The sequence below is a fragment of the Agromyces sp. NPDC004153 genome, from assembly GCF_053603635.1.
Genome location: NZ_JBSGFY010000001.1, coordinates 2,105,378 through 2,121,490 on the forward strand (window position 1 = coordinate 2,105,378; position 16,113 = coordinate 2,121,490).

Sequence of the window (16,113 nt, forward strand, 5' to 3'; positions counted from 1 at the left end):
CGGTGGGGGCTCGGATGCCGCGCCGCCACGTCATTCCCGAGGATGACGGATGCCGCGCGAGATCAGCCTCCGGCCCGACGCGCCGTTCGGCACGCGCCGGCAGGCTCGATGGCATGAGTTCCTACGTGATCGAGGCAGCAGGCCTCAGCAGGTCGTTCGGGTTGACGCGCGCGCTCGCGGGCGTCGACCTGTCGGTGCGCACGGGCGAGTCGCTCGCCATCATGGGCGCATCGGGTTCGGGCAAGACGACGCTGCTGCACTGCCTCGCGGGGATCACCCGTCCGGATGCCGGGACCGTCGGCTTCCGCGCCGGCACCGGACGGGTGGAGGTCACGGGGCTCGGCGAGCGCGAACGTTCCCGACTGCGCCGGGAGGCGTTCGGGTTCGTCTTCCAGCAGGGGCTCCTCATCCCGGAGCTCACCGCGGTCGAGAACGTCGCGCTCGCACTCATGCTCAACGGGATGCCGCGCGCCCGCGCCGAGGAGTACGCACGCGGCTGGCTCGCCGCCCTCGGCCTCGCCGGCATGGAGGACCGTCGCATCGGCCAGCTCTCGGGCGGCCAGGCGCAGCGCGTGGCGATCGCGCGGGCGCAGGTGACGGGCGCCGCCGTGGTGTTCGCCGACGAGCCCACGGGCGCGCTCGATTCGGCCACCTCGGCCGACGTGATGACGGCGCTGCTCGACTCGACGACCGGCCAGGGACGCACGCTCGTGCTCGTGACGCACGACGCCGAGGTGGCGGCCCGCTGCTCGCGGATCGTCGACATGCGCGACGGCCGGATCGTGGGCGAGCGGGTGGCCGCGTGATCGCCCGCATCGCGCTGCTGCTGGCTCGTCCGGGCTCGGCGGGCGCCGCGGCATCCGTGCTGCCCGTCACCGCCTTCGGCATCGTGACCGCGCTGCTGCTCACGCTGCTCGGCGGCGCGCAGACGTTCTGGACCTGGCAGGACGACGACGGGGTGCTCTACCAGGCGCTCGCCGTGATCGCCCTTGCGCTCCTCGTGGTGCCGCTGGTGTCGCTCGGGGGAGCGGCCGCGCGACTCAGCGCCCGGCGTCGCGACGACCGGCTCGCCACGCTCCGGCTGCTCGGCGCGACGCCGGCGACGGTGTCCGCGCTCGCCGTGCTGGAGTCGGCCGTGCTCGCCCTCGTCGGCGCTGTGCTCGGCGTCGCCGTGTACCTCGCCGGCGTGCCGCTGCTCGGGCTCATCCACTTCCGCGGCGAGCCGCTCGGGGCATCCGGGGTGCTGCTGCCGTGGTGGGCGCTCGTGGCGGTGCCGTTCGCGATCGGCGCGCTCGCCGCGGCGAGCGCCGTGCTCGGGTTGCGCCAGGTCGTCATCTCGCCGCTCGGCGTGCGCACCCGCCAGGAGGCGCCGCGCATGCACTGGCTGCGCCTCGTGGTGGGACTCGGCGTGGTCGCGCTCGCGTTCGGCCTCATGTCGCTGCTGCAGGTGGCGCCGTCGGTGCTCGTCATCCTCGGCATGCTCGCGCTCGCGTTCGGCGGCTCGATCGCCGTGCTCGACCTCGTCGGCCCGTGGGTCATCCGGCTGGTGGCGAAGGGACAGGCTCGGCGTGCGAGGACGCCCGCCCGGCTCATCGCGGCACGTTCGGTGCTGGAGTCGCCGAAGGCCGCGTGGCGGCAGGTGGGCGGCGTCGCGATGACCAGCTTCATGGCCGTGTTCGCCGGCACGGGCGTCGCGGTGCTCGAGGTCATGGGCACGTCGGCCGACGCGGACGCGGCCCTGCTGCTCGCGGACATCCGCACCGGCATCCTCATCACCGTGGTGGGCTCGTTCCTCATGGTCGCGTGCTCGGTGGGCGTGAACCAGGCGGTCGGCATCCTCGACCGCGGCGACCTCTACCGCAGCCTCGGCATGCTCGGCATGGCGACGGCCACCATGGATGCCGCGCGCCGCCGTGCGGTGATGTCGCCGCTGCGCATCACCGCGATCGGCTCCGCGGTCACGGCCGCGATCGTGATGCTGCCGCTCACCGGGGTGTCGCTCATCGTCGCGCCCGCGTCGCTGCTGGTCATCGCGGCGGTGCTCGCGGCCGGCATCGGCATCGTCTGGCTCGGGCTCCTCGCGACGCGTCCGGTGCTCGATCGGGCCGCCATCGCCGCGTGAGGGACGCCGACCCGCGGGTAGGGTCGAAGCATGACTGACGGGTCCATCGACGAACGGGATGCGGCGATGAGCGAGCTGCTCGGCATCCGCTCGAGCATCGACAACATCGACGCGGCCCTCATCCACCTGCTCGCCGAGCGGTTCAAGTTCACCCAGCAGGTCGGCCGGCTGAAGGCCGAGCACGGGCTCCCGCCGAGCGACCCCGAGCGCGAGAAGCGGCAGATCGCACGCCTCCGGGCGCTCGCGGTCGACGCGCACCTCGACCCGGCGTTCGCCGAGAAGTGGTTCAACTTCGTGGTCGCCGAGGTCATCCAGCACCACGAGGAGCTCGCCGGCAACGGCGGCCCCGGCGACGGCCTGTGACCCGGTACCCGCTCCCCCTTCCGCCCCAGGCGGGCCGCCGCTACCTCGTCACGGGCGCGAACCGCGGGCTCGGATTCTTCACCGCGGCGCGACTCGCGGCGGCGGGCGCGCACGTCGTGCTCAGCGGGCGGAGCCGCGAGCGGTTGGATGCCGCGACAGCGGCGATCCTCGGCGCCCGGCCCGCGGCATCCGTCGAGGCGCTCGTCATCGACCAGTCGTCGCTCGCGTCGGTCGACGCCGGCGCCGAGCGGCTGCTCCAAGGGGCACCGCTCGACGGAATCGTCGCCAACGCGGGCATGGTGCACACGCCGGAGCAGCGGCGGGAGTCGGTCGACGGCAACGAGCTCGTGCTCGCGACGAACGTGCTCGGCCACTTCGCGCTGCTCGGACGCCTGCTGCCGCACCTCGTTCCCGGCGCCCGGATCGTGTGGCTCGGGTCGCTGTCGACGATGCTCTCGACGTTCCGCGTCGACGACCTGCAGCTCGAGCGCGGGTACGACAGCTGGCGCGCCTACGCGCAGTCGAAGATCGCGTCGCAGTCGCTGGGGTTCGAGCTCGACCGGCGGCTCCGGGCGGCGTCCGTGCCGGTCGCGAGCGTGGTGGCGCATCCGGGCTACTCGATCTCGGGCCGTTCGCCGACGGTTCCCGGGGTCAACGAGCCGACTCGGGGCAAGCGGTTCGCCGACGCGCTGCAGTCGCCGTGGTCGCAGGGCAAGCACCGCGGCGCCGAGGTGCCGCTGCACGCGTTGACCGCCGCGGACGTCGAGGGCGGCCAGTTCTGGGGTCCGCGCTACCTGACGCACGGGGTCCCGACCCTGCAGCGGCCGACCCGGGCGTCATCCGACCCGGTGATCGGCGCCCGGGTGTGGGCGTTCGCCGAGCAGGCGACAGGCCGCGCGTTCCCGGTGCCGACGGGTGAGGCGCCATGACGCTCGAGCCGCAGAAGCGCCGTCGCCGGCTCTCGCCGCGGACGCGGCTCGTGCTCGCGCGCATCGTCGTGGTGGTCGGCGCCGTGCTGGGGCTCATCGGGCTCCTCACCGCCCGGTGGGGCCTCCTCTTCGCGGGCATCGTCGTGATCGGCCTCGGCGCCGCGATGGGACCGGCTCGGGCACGCGGCTGACCTCCTCCTGACGGCCCGGGACCGCACGGCGCGACCGCGCGTCGGCGCTCCACCGACGCCACCGCCGCCGCGCGTCGTTCACCTGCGCGCAACCCCCGCTTCGAGTGCCGTTGGCGACCGCTCCCTAGCGTCGAGGCAAGGTATCGCGGGCGGTCGCACCGCGTGGCGGAGCGGCCCCGATGGCGGGTCGTCGTGAGGAGGGCCCTGCATGTCCAGGCACAGCACCATCGTGGACCTGTTCGACGTCATCGACGACGTCGACGAGCACGACGTCGACCTGCTCGTCGACGCGCTCGGCCTCGGGTCGCGCGCCGACGCGAGCACCGGCCGTCGCGCCGGCACCGCCCGATCCACTCCGCGTCGCTAGGGGCGCCGGGAGTGCACACCGTGCAGCGCGTCGGGGCCCTCGACGTCATCGTGAAGCCCTCGCCCGTCGCCATGGTCTGGAACGAGCCCGGCCGTCCGCACGACGCCATCGCGGCGCCGGGCGTGCGTCTCTCGCCGGGCGAGGCGCTCGTCGAGGTCGAGCTCGCCACGATCTGCGAGTCCGACGTGCGCATGGTGCGCGGCGAGCGGGCGGTCACCACGCCCCTCGTGCTCGGCCACGAGCAGGTCGGTCGCGTCGTCGCGATCGGCGAGGGGGCCGTGCGGTCCGACGGCGTGCCGCTCGAGCTCGGCGACCGCGTCGTGTGGTCGGTCACCGTCAGCTGCGGCGAGTGCGACCGGTGCCTGCGCGGCCTGCCGCAGCGGTGCCGGTCGCTCGCGAAGTACGGCCACGAGCGCGTGCATCGCGGCTGGGAGCTCTCGGGCGGATTCGCCACGCACGTGCAGCTCCGCGCCGGCACCGAGGTCGTGCGCGTGAGCGAGGAGGTGCCGAGCCGGGTGCTCGCGCCGGCCTCGTGCGCGACGGCGACGGCGGTCGCGGCACTCGACGCGGCATCCGCCCGGGTCGACCTCGCGAGCACCGGGGTGCTCGTGACCGGCGCCGGACTGGTGGGCCTCACCGCCGCGGCGATGGCGATCGAGGCGGGCGCCCAGGTGATCGTGTCCGATCCCGATGCCGCGCGGCGGGCGTTCGCACGGGGGTTCGGCGCCCTGACGGCGGACCCGGCCGCACGTCCGCCGTCGCCGGAACGGCTGGCGACCGCGCTCGCGGCCCTCGAGGCGCGTGACGTGCCCGAGGTGCTCGTCGCCGTCGAGACGACCGGCATCCCGCAGTCGGTGCACACCGCGGTCGGCGCGCTCGGCGTCGGTGGCGTCGCCGTGCTCGTCGGCAACGTGCCGGCCGGTTCCGAGGTCTGCCTCGATCCCGCGTCGCTCACGCGGCGGCTCGTGACCATCTCGGCCGTGCACGACTACACGGGCGCGCAGCTGCGCCGGGCGGTCGCGTTCCTCGAGCGGTCGTGGCGCAACGTGCCGTTCGACGAGCTCGTGGGCGCGACGCATCCGCTCGCCGAGGTCGACGACGCGATCGCCGAGGCGGCGACGGGCGAGTTCGTGCGCGTGGGCGTGGCGCCCGGTCGGCGGCCCGTCTGAGTCGGGCACCGCGTCGGAGGCGCCGGACGTGTCCGGCGTGACGCGGCGGCCGGATCACGGCAGCATGGGGGGATGATCTCGAGGGAGCTGGCGCGCGAGCTGCGCGACGCGGGGCTCGTGTGGCATCCCGAGTCGGGCGACCGGTTCCAGCTCGACCTGCCCGAGCATGTCGAGCCCGAGATCGAGGCCGACATCTTCACGGTGAGCGAGATGACCATCGAGGCGCGCCGCTACCCCACGGGGACCATCCTCGCCTTCAACGGCACCACCGAATGGGCGCTCGATTCGGTCGCGCTCGTCGACGCGGTGTGGCTGCCCCGCGAGGACCAGCTGCGCGAGCTGCTGCGCGCCACGTTCCGCTCGCTCACCCGGCTCGACGACACGTTCGCGGTCGACGTGGAGCTCGGCGGCGAACGGCGGCGCTTCGAGCACCCCGAGGTCGCCGAGGCCTACGGCATGGCGCTGCTCGAGCTCATCGGCCGGTCGCGATGACGGATGCCGCGCGCCCCCCTGGCGAGGCACCGGACGCCGCGGCCGCCGTCGCTCGCGCCCGCGAGCTGCTGATCGAGGCCGCCGCAGCCCTGCGCGACGGGGACGCCCGCCACGAGACGCTCGCGGAGCTCGTTCCCGCACGACGCGTGCTCGGGATGCCCCGCGCCGCCCGCATGACCCCGATCGGGCCGGTGTGGCGACTCGGCGTGCTGCTCCTCGACGAGAGCGGTCGCGTGTATGCGACCGGACACGTGGTGCGGGCGGAGCGCGCCGCTCGCAAGAGCATCACCGCCGAGGCGGTCGCGCAGCAGCGTGCGTGGCGGGCGGCCGCGGTCAAGGGCGGGATCCCCGAGGGCGAGACCGTCGACTTCGACGCGCCCGCCGTGGACCTGGACGAGCTCGGCTCGGCCGGGGCATCCGGCCCGCTCGTGCTGCGCGACGGCGAGGTGCGCGTGCGCTGGAGCCCGGCGCAGCCCGACGCACTGACCCCGCTCGACGCCTACCTGCGCGACCGGGTCGACCTGCTCGTGCACCCGCCCGAGGGGACATAGGGCATGTCTCGCAATCGATCTTGCTCGGGGCTCGCCCGGTCGATCATCCGACGCTGCGGATGATCTCGATGAGCTCGTCCAAGCGGTAGCCGTGTCGTCGTGCGTAGTCGACGAGTTCGCGGGATCGGCGCACGACTTCGCCTCGCTCGGGTGAGGCGGCCACCGAGATACCGCGGCCCCTGCGGAACTCCAGCAGGCCCTCATCGCGCAGGGTGCGCAGTGCACGCAGCACCGTGTTGGCGTTCACGCCGAGGACCGCAGCGAGGTCCTTCGCGGGCGGCAGGCGGTCGCCGGGGTTGGCCTCGCCGTCGGCGATCGCGCGGCGGATCTCGCCGGCCACCTGCTCGTGCAGGTCGACGGGGTCGTCCTTGTCGACTTCGAGGTGCACCATGGTGCTAATGATGCTAGCATTATCCGCGGAAGGGACGGATCATGGCGGTCATCGCACCGCCGCGTCAGCCCGACTCCCGCGATGCCGAGTCCACCGTCGAGCCGGACCGGGGCGGCGAAGCCCTCATCGAAGAAGCGAAGCAGCACGCGAAGCTGCGCCGACGACGTGTCGCGATCACCACGACCGTGGCCTCGGCCGTGGTAGCCGGCGCGGCCACGGCCGCACTCGTCGCCGGCGGGGCGGGGACCTCGTCGAGCGAAAGGTCCTCGTCGCCTGCAGGCGCCGAGATTCCGGCCGCCGCCGATACGGCAGAGACCGAATACGTCGGCCTCGAAGCTTCCTGGGCCGCGCCGTTGCCCGCGTACGGCAACTTGGTGATGATCTTCAGCGACGGGCGGGTGCTCCGGCCGGGCCGGGGTGACGTGCTCCGCGAATGGTGGCTCACACCGGCTGGGCTCGACCTCATCCGAACAGGTCGCGTGACCGCCCACGACATCTACTTCGACACCTCGTTCGACGTTCAACCCGACGCTTCAACATTCCCCGACGATTCCTCCTTCGATCGTCGCGTCGCGTGGGCCGATCAGAGCGGCCGCGAGTACATCCCGACCGAATTCGCCGTCTGCGCAGACGCTGGGTGGATACCGGCGACGAGCGTCGTCGATCGATTGCCGGACGCGGTCCGCGATGTCGTGGCGGGGACGCAGCGGAAGGTTCCGTTCGCGGTCTTCGAACAATTGGAGGTCTCCGCCGACTGGGGCACCGAGATCGAGTGCTTCGTCCTGAACGCTCAGGATCTGGCCACGATCGCGAAGTTCAGTACCCCGGAGACATCCCGCGAGAGCGTCTTCGTCTTCAAGCGGCTGACGTTCACCGTCGAGCCGGTGCTGCCGGACGGCAGCGTCGTGCGCTGGGGTGGATGACCTGGCAATCCTCAGACATGCCCTAGTCGCGCGCGACCGCCGCGTTCCCCGGCCGGCGGATCAGCCCCACCAGCGGCACCACCAGCACGGCCCCGACGAGGTACGCCAGGAGGTCCATCGGGTCGAACGCGTTGCCGAGCACCAGTCCGGCCATCGGAACCGCCTCGACGACCGTGGCGTGGATCGCGGTGAGCTGCAGGAGCTCGACCAGCGTCGCGAACGCGAGCGCGATCGCGGCGACGGGCACCGCACGGAGCGACGGACGCACCAGCAGCACCAGGAGGCCCGCGAGCAGCACGTAGAGCACGCTGCCGAGCAGGTCGATCGCGACGGAGCGATCGAGCAGCTGCAGCCCGATGCCGAGCCCGAGGCAGGCGACAGCGCCGACGAGGGCGCGCACCCGCACCGCGCGCGGCGATGCGACCGCGAGTGCCGTCGCTGTGGGACGGCTCACCGGTCGTCACCGTCGGTGCGCGACGGGCGCACCTCCGACTCCTGGATCGACTCGATGACCGAGTCCTGCAGGCCCTTCTGGCCCGTGTGCAGCTCCTGGTACGTCTCGCCGGCGCCCATGATCGGCCCGAACGCGGCGCGCAGGCGCTGGCCTCGCGGAGCGAGCACCGCGCGGATCGTCATGCCGATGATGAGCGCGAGCACGAACAGGACGACGAACACCGTTGTCACCCAGAAGACCGCGACCGTGACCAGCACCTCAGAACCCGTACGCCGTGATCGCAGGGAGCCGCCCGGCCATCATGCCGTCGAGCACGAAGCGCTCGTGGTGCACGACGGTCTCGGGCAGGTCGTCGAGGTCGAACCAGCGCACCTCGTCGGCCTTCGGCTCGAGCAGGCGCGGCTCGCCGGTCCACGCCCGGCAGGCGAAGAAGAAGTCGACGCGCTGGTCGATCGCGGCCGAGGATCCGGTGCGATGCATGGTGGTGAGCGGCGTGAGCGCGTCGGGCGCGATGGCGACGCCGATCTCCTCGGATGCCTCGCGGATGAGCCCGTCGAACACCGACTCACCCGCCTCGACGTGGCCGGCCGCCGAGGCGCCCCACCAGCCGTCGTAGTACCCGGTGCCCGCACGCAGCTGCAGCAGCACGCGGCCCCCGTCGAGCAGGAACACGTACGCCGCCGGGATGACGGTGAACCGGCCGTGCTCCGCCGCGTAGCCCGCCGTGTAGTGCTGCCGCTCGTCGCTCATCGCCGGATCCGCGCGTCCCGCCCGTGCCGCCGCGTCAGTACCCGACGACCGGGCCGAACGCGTCGGCGAGCGGGGCGCGGTTGACCCGGCGCAGCTCCTCGACCGGCACGGTGAACAGGCCCTGCACCTCGAGGGCGCCCGACGCGGCATCCGTCACGCCGATGCGGCGCACCGGGTAGCCCCGGCCCTCGCACAGCCCGCGGAAGCGCACGTCGTCTTCACGGGGGACCGAGACGATCACGCGACCGGTCGACTCCGAGAACAGCGCGGCGGCGGCGTCGATGCCCGCGTCCTGCAGCACTTCGTCGAGCACGACGCGGGCGCCGACGCCGAAGCGGCCGACCGCCTCGGCGAGCGCGACCGCGAGGCCGCCGTCGCTGAGGTCGTGCGCCGAGTCGATCAGGCCTTCGAGCGCGGCCGCGTTGAGCAGCTCGGCCAGGGCCTTCTCGCGGCCCAGGTCGACGGCCGGCGGGCGACCGCCGAGGTGGTCGTGCACGACGCCGGCCCAGGCGGAGCCGTCGAGCTCGGCCGACGTGTCGCCGAGCAGGTAGATGTTGTGGCCGTCGTCCTGCCAGCCCGACGGGATGCGACGCGCGACGTCGTCGATCACGCCGAGCACGGCGATCACGGGCGTCGGGTGGATCGGCACGTCGCCGGTCTGGTTGTAGAACGACACGTTGCCGCCGGTGACGGGGATGCCGAGCTCGAGGCATCCGTCGCTGAGGCCCTCGACGGTCTCGGAGAACTGCCACATGACCTCTGGGTTCTCGGGGGAGCCGAAGTTGAGGCAGTCGCTGACGCCCATGGGCTTCGCGCCGGTGACCGCGACGTTGCGGTACGCCTCGGCGAGCGCGAGCTTCGCACCCTGGCGCGGGTCGAGCTGCGAGTAGCGGCCGTTCGCATCGGTGGCGACCGAGACCCCGAGGCCCGACTCCTCGTCGACGCGCACCATTCCGGCGTCGTCGGGTGCGCCGAGCGCCGTGTTGCCGAGCACGTAGGAGTCGTACTGGTTCGTGACCCACGCGGCATCCGCCTGGTTGGCCGACCCGACGAGCGCCATGAACTGCTCGCGCAGGGCGTCGCCCGACTGGGGTCGCTCGAGGTCGGATGCCCCGTCGGCCTGCAGCGCGTCGAGGTACGACGGGTAGGCGACCGGGCGCTCGTACACCGGGCCGTCGACCGCGACGGTGCGCGGGTCGACGTTGACGATCTCCTCGCCGCGCCACGTGATCGAGAGGCGGCCGGTCTCGGTGACCTCGCCGAGCACGCTCGTCTCGACGTCCCACTTCTCGACGACCTTCAGGAAGCCCTCGAGCTTCTCGGGGCGCACGATGGCCATCATGCGCTCCTGGCTCTCGGACATGAGGATCTCCTCGGGCGTGAGCGTGGGATCGCGCAGCAGCACCTCGTCGAGCACGATCGACATGCCGCCGTCGCCGTTGCTCGCGAGTTCCGACGTGGCGCACGAGATGCCGGCGGCGCCGAGGTCCTGGATGCCCTCGACCAGGTCCTGCTGGAACAGTTCAAGGCAGCACTCGATGAGCACCTTCTCGGCGAACGGGTCGCCGACCTGCACCGCAGGGCGCTTGGTGGGGCCGCCCTCGGCGAACGTGTCGGACGCGAGGATCGACGCGCCGCCGATGCCGTCGCCGCCCGTGCGGGCTCCGAAGAGCACGACCTTGTTGCCGGCCCCCTTCGCGTTGGCGAGGTGCAGGTCTTCATGGCGGAGCACGCCGACCGCGAGCGCGTTCACGAGCGGGTTCGCCTGGTAGGTCGGGTCGAACCAGGTCTCGCCGCCGATGTTCGGCAGGCCGAGGCAGTTGCCGTAGAAGCTGATGCCCGCGACGACGCCGTGCACCACGCGTGCCGTGTCGGGGTGGTCGATGGCGCCGAAGCGCAGCGCGTCCATGACGGCGACGGGGCGCGCGCCCATCGAGATGATGTCGCGCACGATGCCGCCGACGCCGGTCGCGGCCCCCTGGAACGGCTCGATGTACGACGGGTGGTTGTGCGACTCGATCTTGAAGGTGACGGCCCAGCCCTCGCCGATGTCGAGCACGCCCGCGTTCTCGCCCATGCCCACCATGAGGTGCTGCTTCATCTCGGGCGTGACCTTCTTGCCGAACTGGCGCAGGTAGATCTTCGACGACTTGTAGGAGCAGTGCTCGCTCCACATGACCGAGTACATCGCGAGCTCGGCGCTCGTGGGGCGGCGGCCGAGGATGTTGCGGATGCGCTCGTACTCGTCGGGCTTCAGGCCGAGCGCCGCGTATGGCTGCTCCTTCTCGGGCGAGACGGCGGCGACCTCGACGGTGTCGAGTGCCGGAGTCGTCGGGGCAGCGGTCGTGGCGGCGGTTTCGGTGGTCACGAGTGGCGAGCTCCAGGGAACAGCGGCGAGCGGATGCCGCGGGCGGATGCCGGACCCTCCGAGTCTACCCGGGCTGCTCAGGTGAGCAGTCCGGCGGCTCCTCGCCGCTCCCGGACACGCCGCGCGCGCTCACTCCGCGCGGGAGAACGCGGACGCGCGCTCGACCTGCTCGCGCGTGAGCGGCACGCCCGTGTAGCGCTCGAACTGCCGCGCGGCCTGCAGCGCGATGACCTCGGCGCCCGTGATCACGGGCTTCCCGGCGGCTCGCGCGGCGAGGATGAGCGGGGTCTCGGCGGGGAACGCCACCACGTCGAAGACCGTGTTCGCGCGCTGGATGAACTCGGGCGCGAACGCGAGCGCCGCGGCATCCGCCCCGTGCATGCCGAGCGGGGTGACGTTCACGATGACGTCGAAGTCGGGCTGGGGGTCGTCCCCCACCCAGTGGTAGCGGTACTTCTCGGCCAGCGCGCCGCCCGCGTCGGCGTTGCGCGCCACGATGCTGAGGTCCGTGAAGCCCGCGCCGCGGAACGCCGCCACCACGGCCTTGGCCATGCCGCCCGAGCCGCGCACGAGCACGCGATGCGCGGGGTCGAGCCGGTGCTCGGCGATGAGCTGCGCGATCGCCTCGTAGTCGGTGTTCGACGCCGAGAGCACGCCGTCGTCGTTCACGATGGTGTTCACCGACTCGATCGCCGCGGCCGAGGGCTCGACGACGTCGACGAGCGGGATGACCGCCTCCTTGAACGGCATCGACACGGAGCATCCGCGGATGCCGAGCGCGCGGATGCCGCGGACGGCCCCCTCGATGTCGTCGGTCGTGAACGCCTTGTAGATGAAGTTCAGGCCGAGCTCGTCGTAGAGGAAGTTGTGGAACCGCGTGCCGAGGTTCGACGGACGGCCGGCGAGCGAGATGCACACCGACATGTCCTTGTTGAGGATGGGCATGCGGTCCATTCTCGCGCCCTCGCGCGCGGGCGGCGACGCCTACGCCTCGCGGCCTCCGGGCGGGCCGATGACCAGCAGCGCGGAGAACACGACGGCGATGCCGACGACCGCGACCACGGTGAGCAGCACCGGGCGGGCGAGGAACCAGCGCAGCATCCGGTTCACCCAGTGGCCGTCTGCGGGGTGGTCGCCCGCCTCGCGACGCCACCCGCCCTCGAGGCGGCCCCGGCGCACGAGCCACACCTCGAACGGGATCGTGGCGTAGGGCACGATCGCCGTCAGCACGGCGAAGGCGATGAGGCCGAGGTGCCAGCGCTGGTTGACGCCGACGAGCACGGCGGCGAACGCGTAGGCGAGGAAGGCGAACCCGTGGATCGAGCCGCCGACGAGCACCGCGGCGTCGACGCCGGCGGCGTACTTCAGGATCATGGCGACGATGAGGATCGTCCAGGTGACGGCCTCGGCGAGGGCGAGGGCGCGGAAGAGGCGCTTCGGTGACACACGTGCTCCAGGGGTCGGGGTCCTCCCATGCTGCCAAGGCCCGCTGGGCGTGGCATCCGTCGAAGGATGGAACCGGCCCGCCGGCAGTACGATGTGCTCGCGACAGCGGGAGGTGCGATGGCCGGGATCGACGACGAGTCCCAGGCGGACGGCCCGCGCGCGAAGGCTCGACGCGACCCGCGCGGCGTCGTGCGCGATGCCTCACTCGTGCTGCGGGCGTACCGCAGCGAGTCCTCGATCTACGGCGTCGTGCTCGTGGGCTCGCTGATCGCGATCGCCTGGCGCGAGCAGACCGACCTCGAGGTGCTCATGTTCACGTGGGGCGCCGTCGTCGTGTTCTGGCTCGCGCACGTCTACGCGGGCACGGTGTCGCGCGAGGACACGGGCGAGCCGCGGCTCCGGGCGGTCCTCGCGGCAGCGCGCTCCTCGGCCGCGCACTCGTCGGGCATGCTGCTCGCGATGGTGCTGCCGACGGTCTTCCTGCTCCTCGCGACGCTGAACTGGATGGACGAGTACGTCGCGTACTACCTCGCGCTGTGGGCGGGCACGCTCGTGCTCGCGGTCATCGGCTGGTTCACCGCGCGGCGCCGCGGCGGGCACTGGGGCTGGTGGGTGCTGAGCGCGCTCGTCACCGCGACCCTCGGCCTGCTCGTGATCTGGCTCGGCTCGCTGGTGCACTGAGCAGCGGATGCCGCGGCGAACCCCGACGAAAGGAGACCCTCATGGCGAAGCACGACCCCGACGTCGACGCCTGGTTCGACCGCTACGACAACCCGCAGCGCGAGCTCGTGCTCGCCGTGCGGGAGGCCATCCTCGACGCCGACGACCGCGTGACCGAGGTCGTCAAGTGGCAGGCGCCGACGTTCGCCTACAAGGGCAACATCGCGTCGTTCTACCCGAAGACGAAGACGCACGCGAGCCTGATGTTCCATCGCGGAGCCTCGCTCCCCGATCCCGACGGCCTCCTCGAGGGCGAGGGCGACGTGTCCCGCGTGGCGCGCTTCCTCGACGCCGATGATCTCGCGGCGAAGCGGGATGCGCTGCAGGAGCTGATCCGGGCCTGGATCGCCCAGCGGGACGGCGCCTGACCCGCGACGGTCAGCGCCCCCGCTGCTGGTCGCGCCCGATCAGGTACCCGGCGTTGCCGCGCAACGCCGCCTCGTAGCGGAGCACGTCGGGCGTGCGGATCTCCTCCGCGACGAGCGCCAGCAGCTCGCCGACGGCGCCGTCGCTGCGGCCGGCCGCGTGCAGCCCGAGCGCGTGGAACGCCCGCACCGACGGCGACTCCGGCCACCCTGCGAGCGCGCGGTCGAGCGCGGCCACCGAGTCCTCGTGGCGGCCGAGCAGCCGCAGGGTGCTGCCGTACTGCAGGAGGCACTTGCGCAGCGTGTCGCCCGACAGGCCCGCGGCCATCGCGGCCTCGTAGTAGCCGAGCGCGGTCTGCTCCTGGCCGTCGGTGTCGTACGAGCCGCCGACCTCGTAGAGCACCTCGGGCTGGTTCGGGTGCTCATCGAGCAGGGCCAGGAACGCGTCGATCGTCGGCTGCATGTGCTCGCGGTCGCGCCGGCCGAAGATGTCGGCGATCGTGTCGGCGAGCTCGGGCGTGAGCGGCTCGGGGGCGGATGCATCGGCGGGAGTCATCCCCTCATCCTGCCCCGCGCGCCACCTCGCGCGCCGAACTTCGCGGCAGGAATCCCGTTGGTGCGCCGGAATCCCGTTCGATCGGGATTCCACGACACGACCGGGATTCCGCCGAGCCGCGAGGCCGCGATCAGGACCCGGTGCCGTCCGTCGTGCCGTCGCCCGGGAACTGGGGGATCTGGCCGTCGCCGGGGCGGACGCCGTCGGGGAAGCCCGGACCGTCCACGCTCATGCCCGGTCCGCCGAGCCGGTTGAAGAACGCCGTGGCGTTCCCTGCGACGAACCCGCTTGCGAACGAGAGCGCGGCGATGAGCACGGCCGACACGGCCAGCACCCAGGCTCGTCGATACCACGGGGTCCGGGGGGTTTCGGTGGATCGGTCGGGTGTCCACGCGGTCGGGTACTGGGGTGCGGTGGCGGTCATGATGCTCCTCCGGCGAGGCGGGGCGGATCCCTGCGTCTCCCCGAAGCATCCGGCCCGTCGCTGTGCGTCGCCCATCAACCGGCAATGGAGGGGCCACGAATGCAGATCGCGGCGAGGCATCCGTCGTCGGACTTGCAACGTTCGGCATCTCATGGACGAACGGCGCAGGATCGTTCCACAATGCGGACACCTGTCCATTGAGAAGCGGAGAGGCCCCTCCGTAGGCTCCCTGCAAGCCCTCGGGAAAGGCCATTCCGGCCCGATGCGAGGGGCTCGTGTCGCGACCGCGGCATGCCGTACCGAAGGGGGAGTCACCGATGACCATCAGCACGAGATCACCGAACCGCCGCCGCCGTACCGCTGCCGCGCTCGCGGCCGGGGCTGCCTTCGCCATCGCGGCACCGCTCGCGGCGACCGCACCGGCGGTGGCCGACGCGAACTTCCCGTCGACCGAGGGCGAGACCAGCACCGCCGGCATCCTCGATTACGCCGACATGATCGCCGAGCTCGACAAGCTCGAGCGCACGTCCCGCTTCGGCCTCGACGTCTTCACGCTCGCCGAGGCGGGCACCGCGATGTCCACCTCGGAGCAGGGTCGCGACCTCTACGTCGCGACGGTCGGCGACGGCCCCGAGGCCGTGTGGCTGCAGGGCCGCATCCACGGCAACGAGCCCTACGGCGCCGAGTCGCTCCTCGCGGTGCTGAAGGAGCTCGGGACGAACGGGTCGCCCGACTGGACGCTCCTCCGGGAGACCTACACGTTCCACGTCATCCCGATGTACAACCCCGACGGCTCGGAGCTGAACATCCGGCACACGATCCTGCAGGACGGCTCGGAGAAGCGGATCGACCTGAACCGCGACTGGGGCGTCGGCAAGTTCGAGGCAGTCGAGTCCGAGGCCTTCTACGAGTACTGGACGATGGTCGACCCGTCCTTCGCGGTCGACATCCACCACCAGGGCCTCAAGCGCGAGTACGGCACGGGCGATGACGTGACCCTGTCGCTCGGCATCTCGCTGGCACCCGGCGGCCCGACCCTCCCGGGCGTCGAGGGCGGCGCCTACGACGTGCTCACCCGCCAGATGCACGTCCACGTCTACGACGAGCTCGCGAAGGCCGGGTACGTCAACATGGACCGCTACCAGGTCGGCGGCAGCCTCGAGATCGACATCAAGGGCGGGGTCGTCTCGGCCATGATGCTCGGACTCGACCACGACGGGCTCAACCCCGAAGGACACAGCAACCCGGCGATCTTCTTCGAGACGAGCGGCAACACGTCCGACGGAAGCCTCGGCCAGAAGGCGCGCGGCAAGTCGATCAAGCAGAACGTCCTGGCGCTGCAGGAACTGCTGACCGGCATGGCGACCGGCGAGGTGCAGCAGGAGGACCCGGCGCGCTGGGAGGAGATCCCGCACGCTCCGGTGACCGGCTACCAGACCGACGACGGCATCATCCCGGCCTCGTTCTGACGCGCTGAACGCGAACGGCGGCAGGACCCGCATGGGACCTGCCGCCGTTCGACGTGTTCGGGG

The 16,113-nt window shown here is 72.3% G+C and carries 22 protein-coding genes; 13 read left to right on the top strand and 9 right to left on the bottom strand.

Annotated features, from left to right (window positions below; genetic code table 11):
• Positions 1 to 113 precede the first annotated feature (113 nt).
• The 9 genes from ACWEOH_RS09860 (at position 114) to ACWEOH_RS09900 (ending at position 6,184) form a co-directional block, all read left to right on the top strand.
• Complete coding sequence (locus ACWEOH_RS09860; protein ID WP_452030463.1) at positions 114 to 806, top strand: ABC transporter ATP-binding protein; 693 nt, start codon at positions 114 to 116, stop codon at positions 804 to 806.
• Positions 803 to 2,122 carry an FtsX-like permease family protein gene (locus ACWEOH_RS09865; RefSeq protein ID WP_452030465.1) on the top strand — a complete coding sequence of 440 codons (1,320 nt, stop codon included), beginning with the start codon at positions 803 to 805 and terminating at the stop codon, positions 2,120 to 2,122. The genes ACWEOH_RS09860 and ACWEOH_RS09865 overlap by 4 nt, the downstream gene beginning before the upstream one ends.
• Before the next feature lie 30 nt (positions 2,123 to 2,152).
• Entirely contained in the window at positions 2,153 to 2,485 is a 333-nt protein-coding gene (locus ACWEOH_RS09870; protein WP_148733307.1) for a chorismate mutase, read from the top strand.
• Entirely contained in the window at positions 2,482 to 3,414 is a 933-nt protein-coding gene (locus ACWEOH_RS09875; RefSeq protein WP_452030468.1) for an SDR family NAD(P)-dependent oxidoreductase, read from the top strand. The genes ACWEOH_RS09870 and ACWEOH_RS09875 overlap by 4 nt, the downstream gene beginning before the upstream one ends.
• On the top strand, positions 3,411 to 3,605 hold the full coding sequence (locus ACWEOH_RS09880; RefSeq protein ID WP_452030470.1) for a hypothetical protein: 195 nt from the start codon (positions 3,411 to 3,413) through the stop codon (positions 3,603 to 3,605). The genes ACWEOH_RS09875 and ACWEOH_RS09880 overlap by 4 nt, the downstream gene beginning before the upstream one ends.
• Positions 3,606 to 3,813: 208 nt before the next feature.
• Positions 3,814 to 3,972, top strand: coding sequence for a hypothetical protein (locus tag ACWEOH_RS09885; protein WP_452030472.1), 159 nt, complete (start codon positions 3,814 to 3,816; stop codon positions 3,970 to 3,972).
• A gap of 11 nt (positions 3,973 to 3,983) precedes the next feature.
• Positions 3,984 to 5,141 (top strand): alcohol dehydrogenase catalytic domain-containing protein, encoded by a 1,158-nt coding sequence (locus ACWEOH_RS09890; RefSeq protein WP_452030474.1) that lies wholly within the window; start codon positions 3,984 to 3,986, stop codon positions 5,139 to 5,141.
• A gap of 72 nt (positions 5,142 to 5,213) precedes the next feature.
• Positions 5,214 to 5,633 carry a pilus assembly protein CpaE gene (locus tag ACWEOH_RS09895; RefSeq protein ID WP_452030476.1) on the top strand — a complete coding sequence of 140 codons (420 nt, stop codon included), beginning with the start codon at positions 5,214 to 5,216 and terminating at the stop codon, positions 5,631 to 5,633.
• A complete protein-coding gene (locus ACWEOH_RS09900; protein ID WP_452030478.1) occupies positions 5,630 to 6,184 on the top strand; it encodes a hypothetical protein in 555 nt (184 codons plus the stop codon). Before ACWEOH_RS09895 ends, ACWEOH_RS09900 begins: the two co-directional genes overlap by 4 nt.
• A gap of 43 nt (positions 6,185 to 6,227) precedes the next feature.
• Here the strand turns inward: ACWEOH_RS09900 and ACWEOH_RS09905 are convergent, their stop codons facing one another.
• Positions 6,228 to 6,575: a GntR family transcriptional regulator gene (locus tag ACWEOH_RS09905; RefSeq protein WP_452030480.1), complete on the bottom strand. Its 348-nt coding sequence runs from the start codon at positions 6,573 to 6,575 to the stop codon at positions 6,228 to 6,230.
• 41 nt (positions 6,576 to 6,616) lie between these two features.
• On the opposite strand from ACWEOH_RS09905, the gene ACWEOH_RS09910 reads away from it, so the two are divergent.
• Positions 6,617 to 7,498, top strand: coding sequence for a hypothetical protein (locus tag ACWEOH_RS09910; RefSeq protein WP_452030481.1), 882 nt, complete (start codon positions 6,617 to 6,619; stop codon positions 7,496 to 7,498).
• A 22-nt stretch (positions 7,499 to 7,520) separates the two neighbouring features.
• On the opposite strand, the gene ACWEOH_RS09915 is transcribed toward ACWEOH_RS09910, so the two are convergent.
• The 6 genes from ACWEOH_RS09915 to ACWEOH_RS09940 form a co-directional block, all read right to left on the bottom strand.
• Positions 7,521 to 7,952, bottom strand: a complete 432-nt coding sequence (locus ACWEOH_RS09915; RefSeq protein ID WP_452030483.1) for a DUF2809 domain-containing protein — start codon at positions 7,950 to 7,952, stop codon at positions 7,521 to 7,523.
• On the bottom strand, positions 7,949 to 8,209 hold the full coding sequence (locus tag ACWEOH_RS09920) for a hypothetical protein (protein ID WP_452030485.1): 261 nt from the start codon (positions 8,207 to 8,209) through the stop codon (positions 7,949 to 7,951). Before ACWEOH_RS09920 ends, ACWEOH_RS09915 begins: the two co-directional genes overlap by 4 nt.
• A gap of 1 nt (position 8,210) precedes the next feature.
• A complete protein-coding gene (locus ACWEOH_RS09925) occupies positions 8,211 to 8,702 on the bottom strand; it encodes an NUDIX hydrolase (protein WP_452030487.1) in 492 nt (163 codons plus the stop codon).
• A 34-nt stretch (positions 8,703 to 8,736) separates the two neighbouring features.
• Entirely contained in the window at positions 8,737 to 11,070 is a 2,334-nt protein-coding gene (purL, locus tag ACWEOH_RS09930) for a phosphoribosylformylglycinamidine synthase subunit PurL (RefSeq protein ID WP_452030489.1), read from the bottom strand.
• 129 nt (positions 11,071 to 11,199) lie between these two features.
• On the bottom strand, positions 11,200 to 12,015 hold the full coding sequence (locus ACWEOH_RS09935; RefSeq protein WP_452030490.1) for a shikimate 5-dehydrogenase: 816 nt from the start codon (positions 12,013 to 12,015) through the stop codon (positions 11,200 to 11,202).
• Between the two features lie 39 nt (positions 12,016 to 12,054).
• Complete coding sequence (locus ACWEOH_RS09940; RefSeq protein WP_452030491.1) at positions 12,055 to 12,516, bottom strand: DUF3817 domain-containing protein; 462 nt, start codon at positions 12,514 to 12,516, stop codon at positions 12,055 to 12,057.
• Between the two features lie 117 nt (positions 12,517 to 12,633).
• Here ACWEOH_RS09940 and ACWEOH_RS09945 point away from each other — a divergent pair, with 117 nt between their 5' ends.
• Both ACWEOH_RS09945 and ACWEOH_RS09950 read left to right on the top strand, forming a co-directional pair.
• The gene (locus ACWEOH_RS09945; protein WP_452030493.1) at positions 12,634 to 13,197 is read left to right on the top strand and encodes a hypothetical protein; all 564 of its coding nucleotides are present in this window, start codon (positions 12,634 to 12,636) and stop codon (positions 13,195 to 13,197) included.
• 41 nt (positions 13,198 to 13,238) lie between these two features.
• Positions 13,239 to 13,604 carry a DUF1801 domain-containing protein gene (locus tag ACWEOH_RS09950; protein ID WP_452030494.1) on the top strand — a complete coding sequence of 122 codons (366 nt, stop codon included), beginning with the start codon at positions 13,239 to 13,241 and terminating at the stop codon, positions 13,602 to 13,604.
• A gap of 10 nt (positions 13,605 to 13,614) precedes the next feature.
• On the opposite strand, the gene ACWEOH_RS09955 is transcribed toward ACWEOH_RS09950, so the two are convergent.
• The gene (locus ACWEOH_RS09955; RefSeq protein WP_452030496.1) at positions 13,615 to 14,157 is read right to left on the bottom strand and encodes a tetratricopeptide repeat protein; all 543 of its coding nucleotides are present in this window, start codon (positions 14,155 to 14,157) and stop codon (positions 13,615 to 13,617) included.
• A gap of 130 nt (positions 14,158 to 14,287) precedes the next feature.
• Positions 14,288 to 14,581, bottom strand: coding sequence for a hypothetical protein (locus ACWEOH_RS09960; protein WP_452030497.1), 294 nt, complete (start codon positions 14,579 to 14,581; stop codon positions 14,288 to 14,290).
• A gap of 317 nt (positions 14,582 to 14,898) precedes the next feature.
• Here ACWEOH_RS09960 and ACWEOH_RS09965 point away from each other — a divergent pair, with 317 nt between their 5' ends.
• The gene (locus ACWEOH_RS09965; RefSeq protein ID WP_452030499.1) at positions 14,899 to 16,050 is read left to right on the top strand and encodes a M14 family zinc carboxypeptidase; all 1,152 of its coding nucleotides are present in this window, start codon (positions 14,899 to 14,901) and stop codon (positions 16,048 to 16,050) included.
• The last annotated feature ends 63 nt before the right edge of the window (positions 16,051 to 16,113 follow it).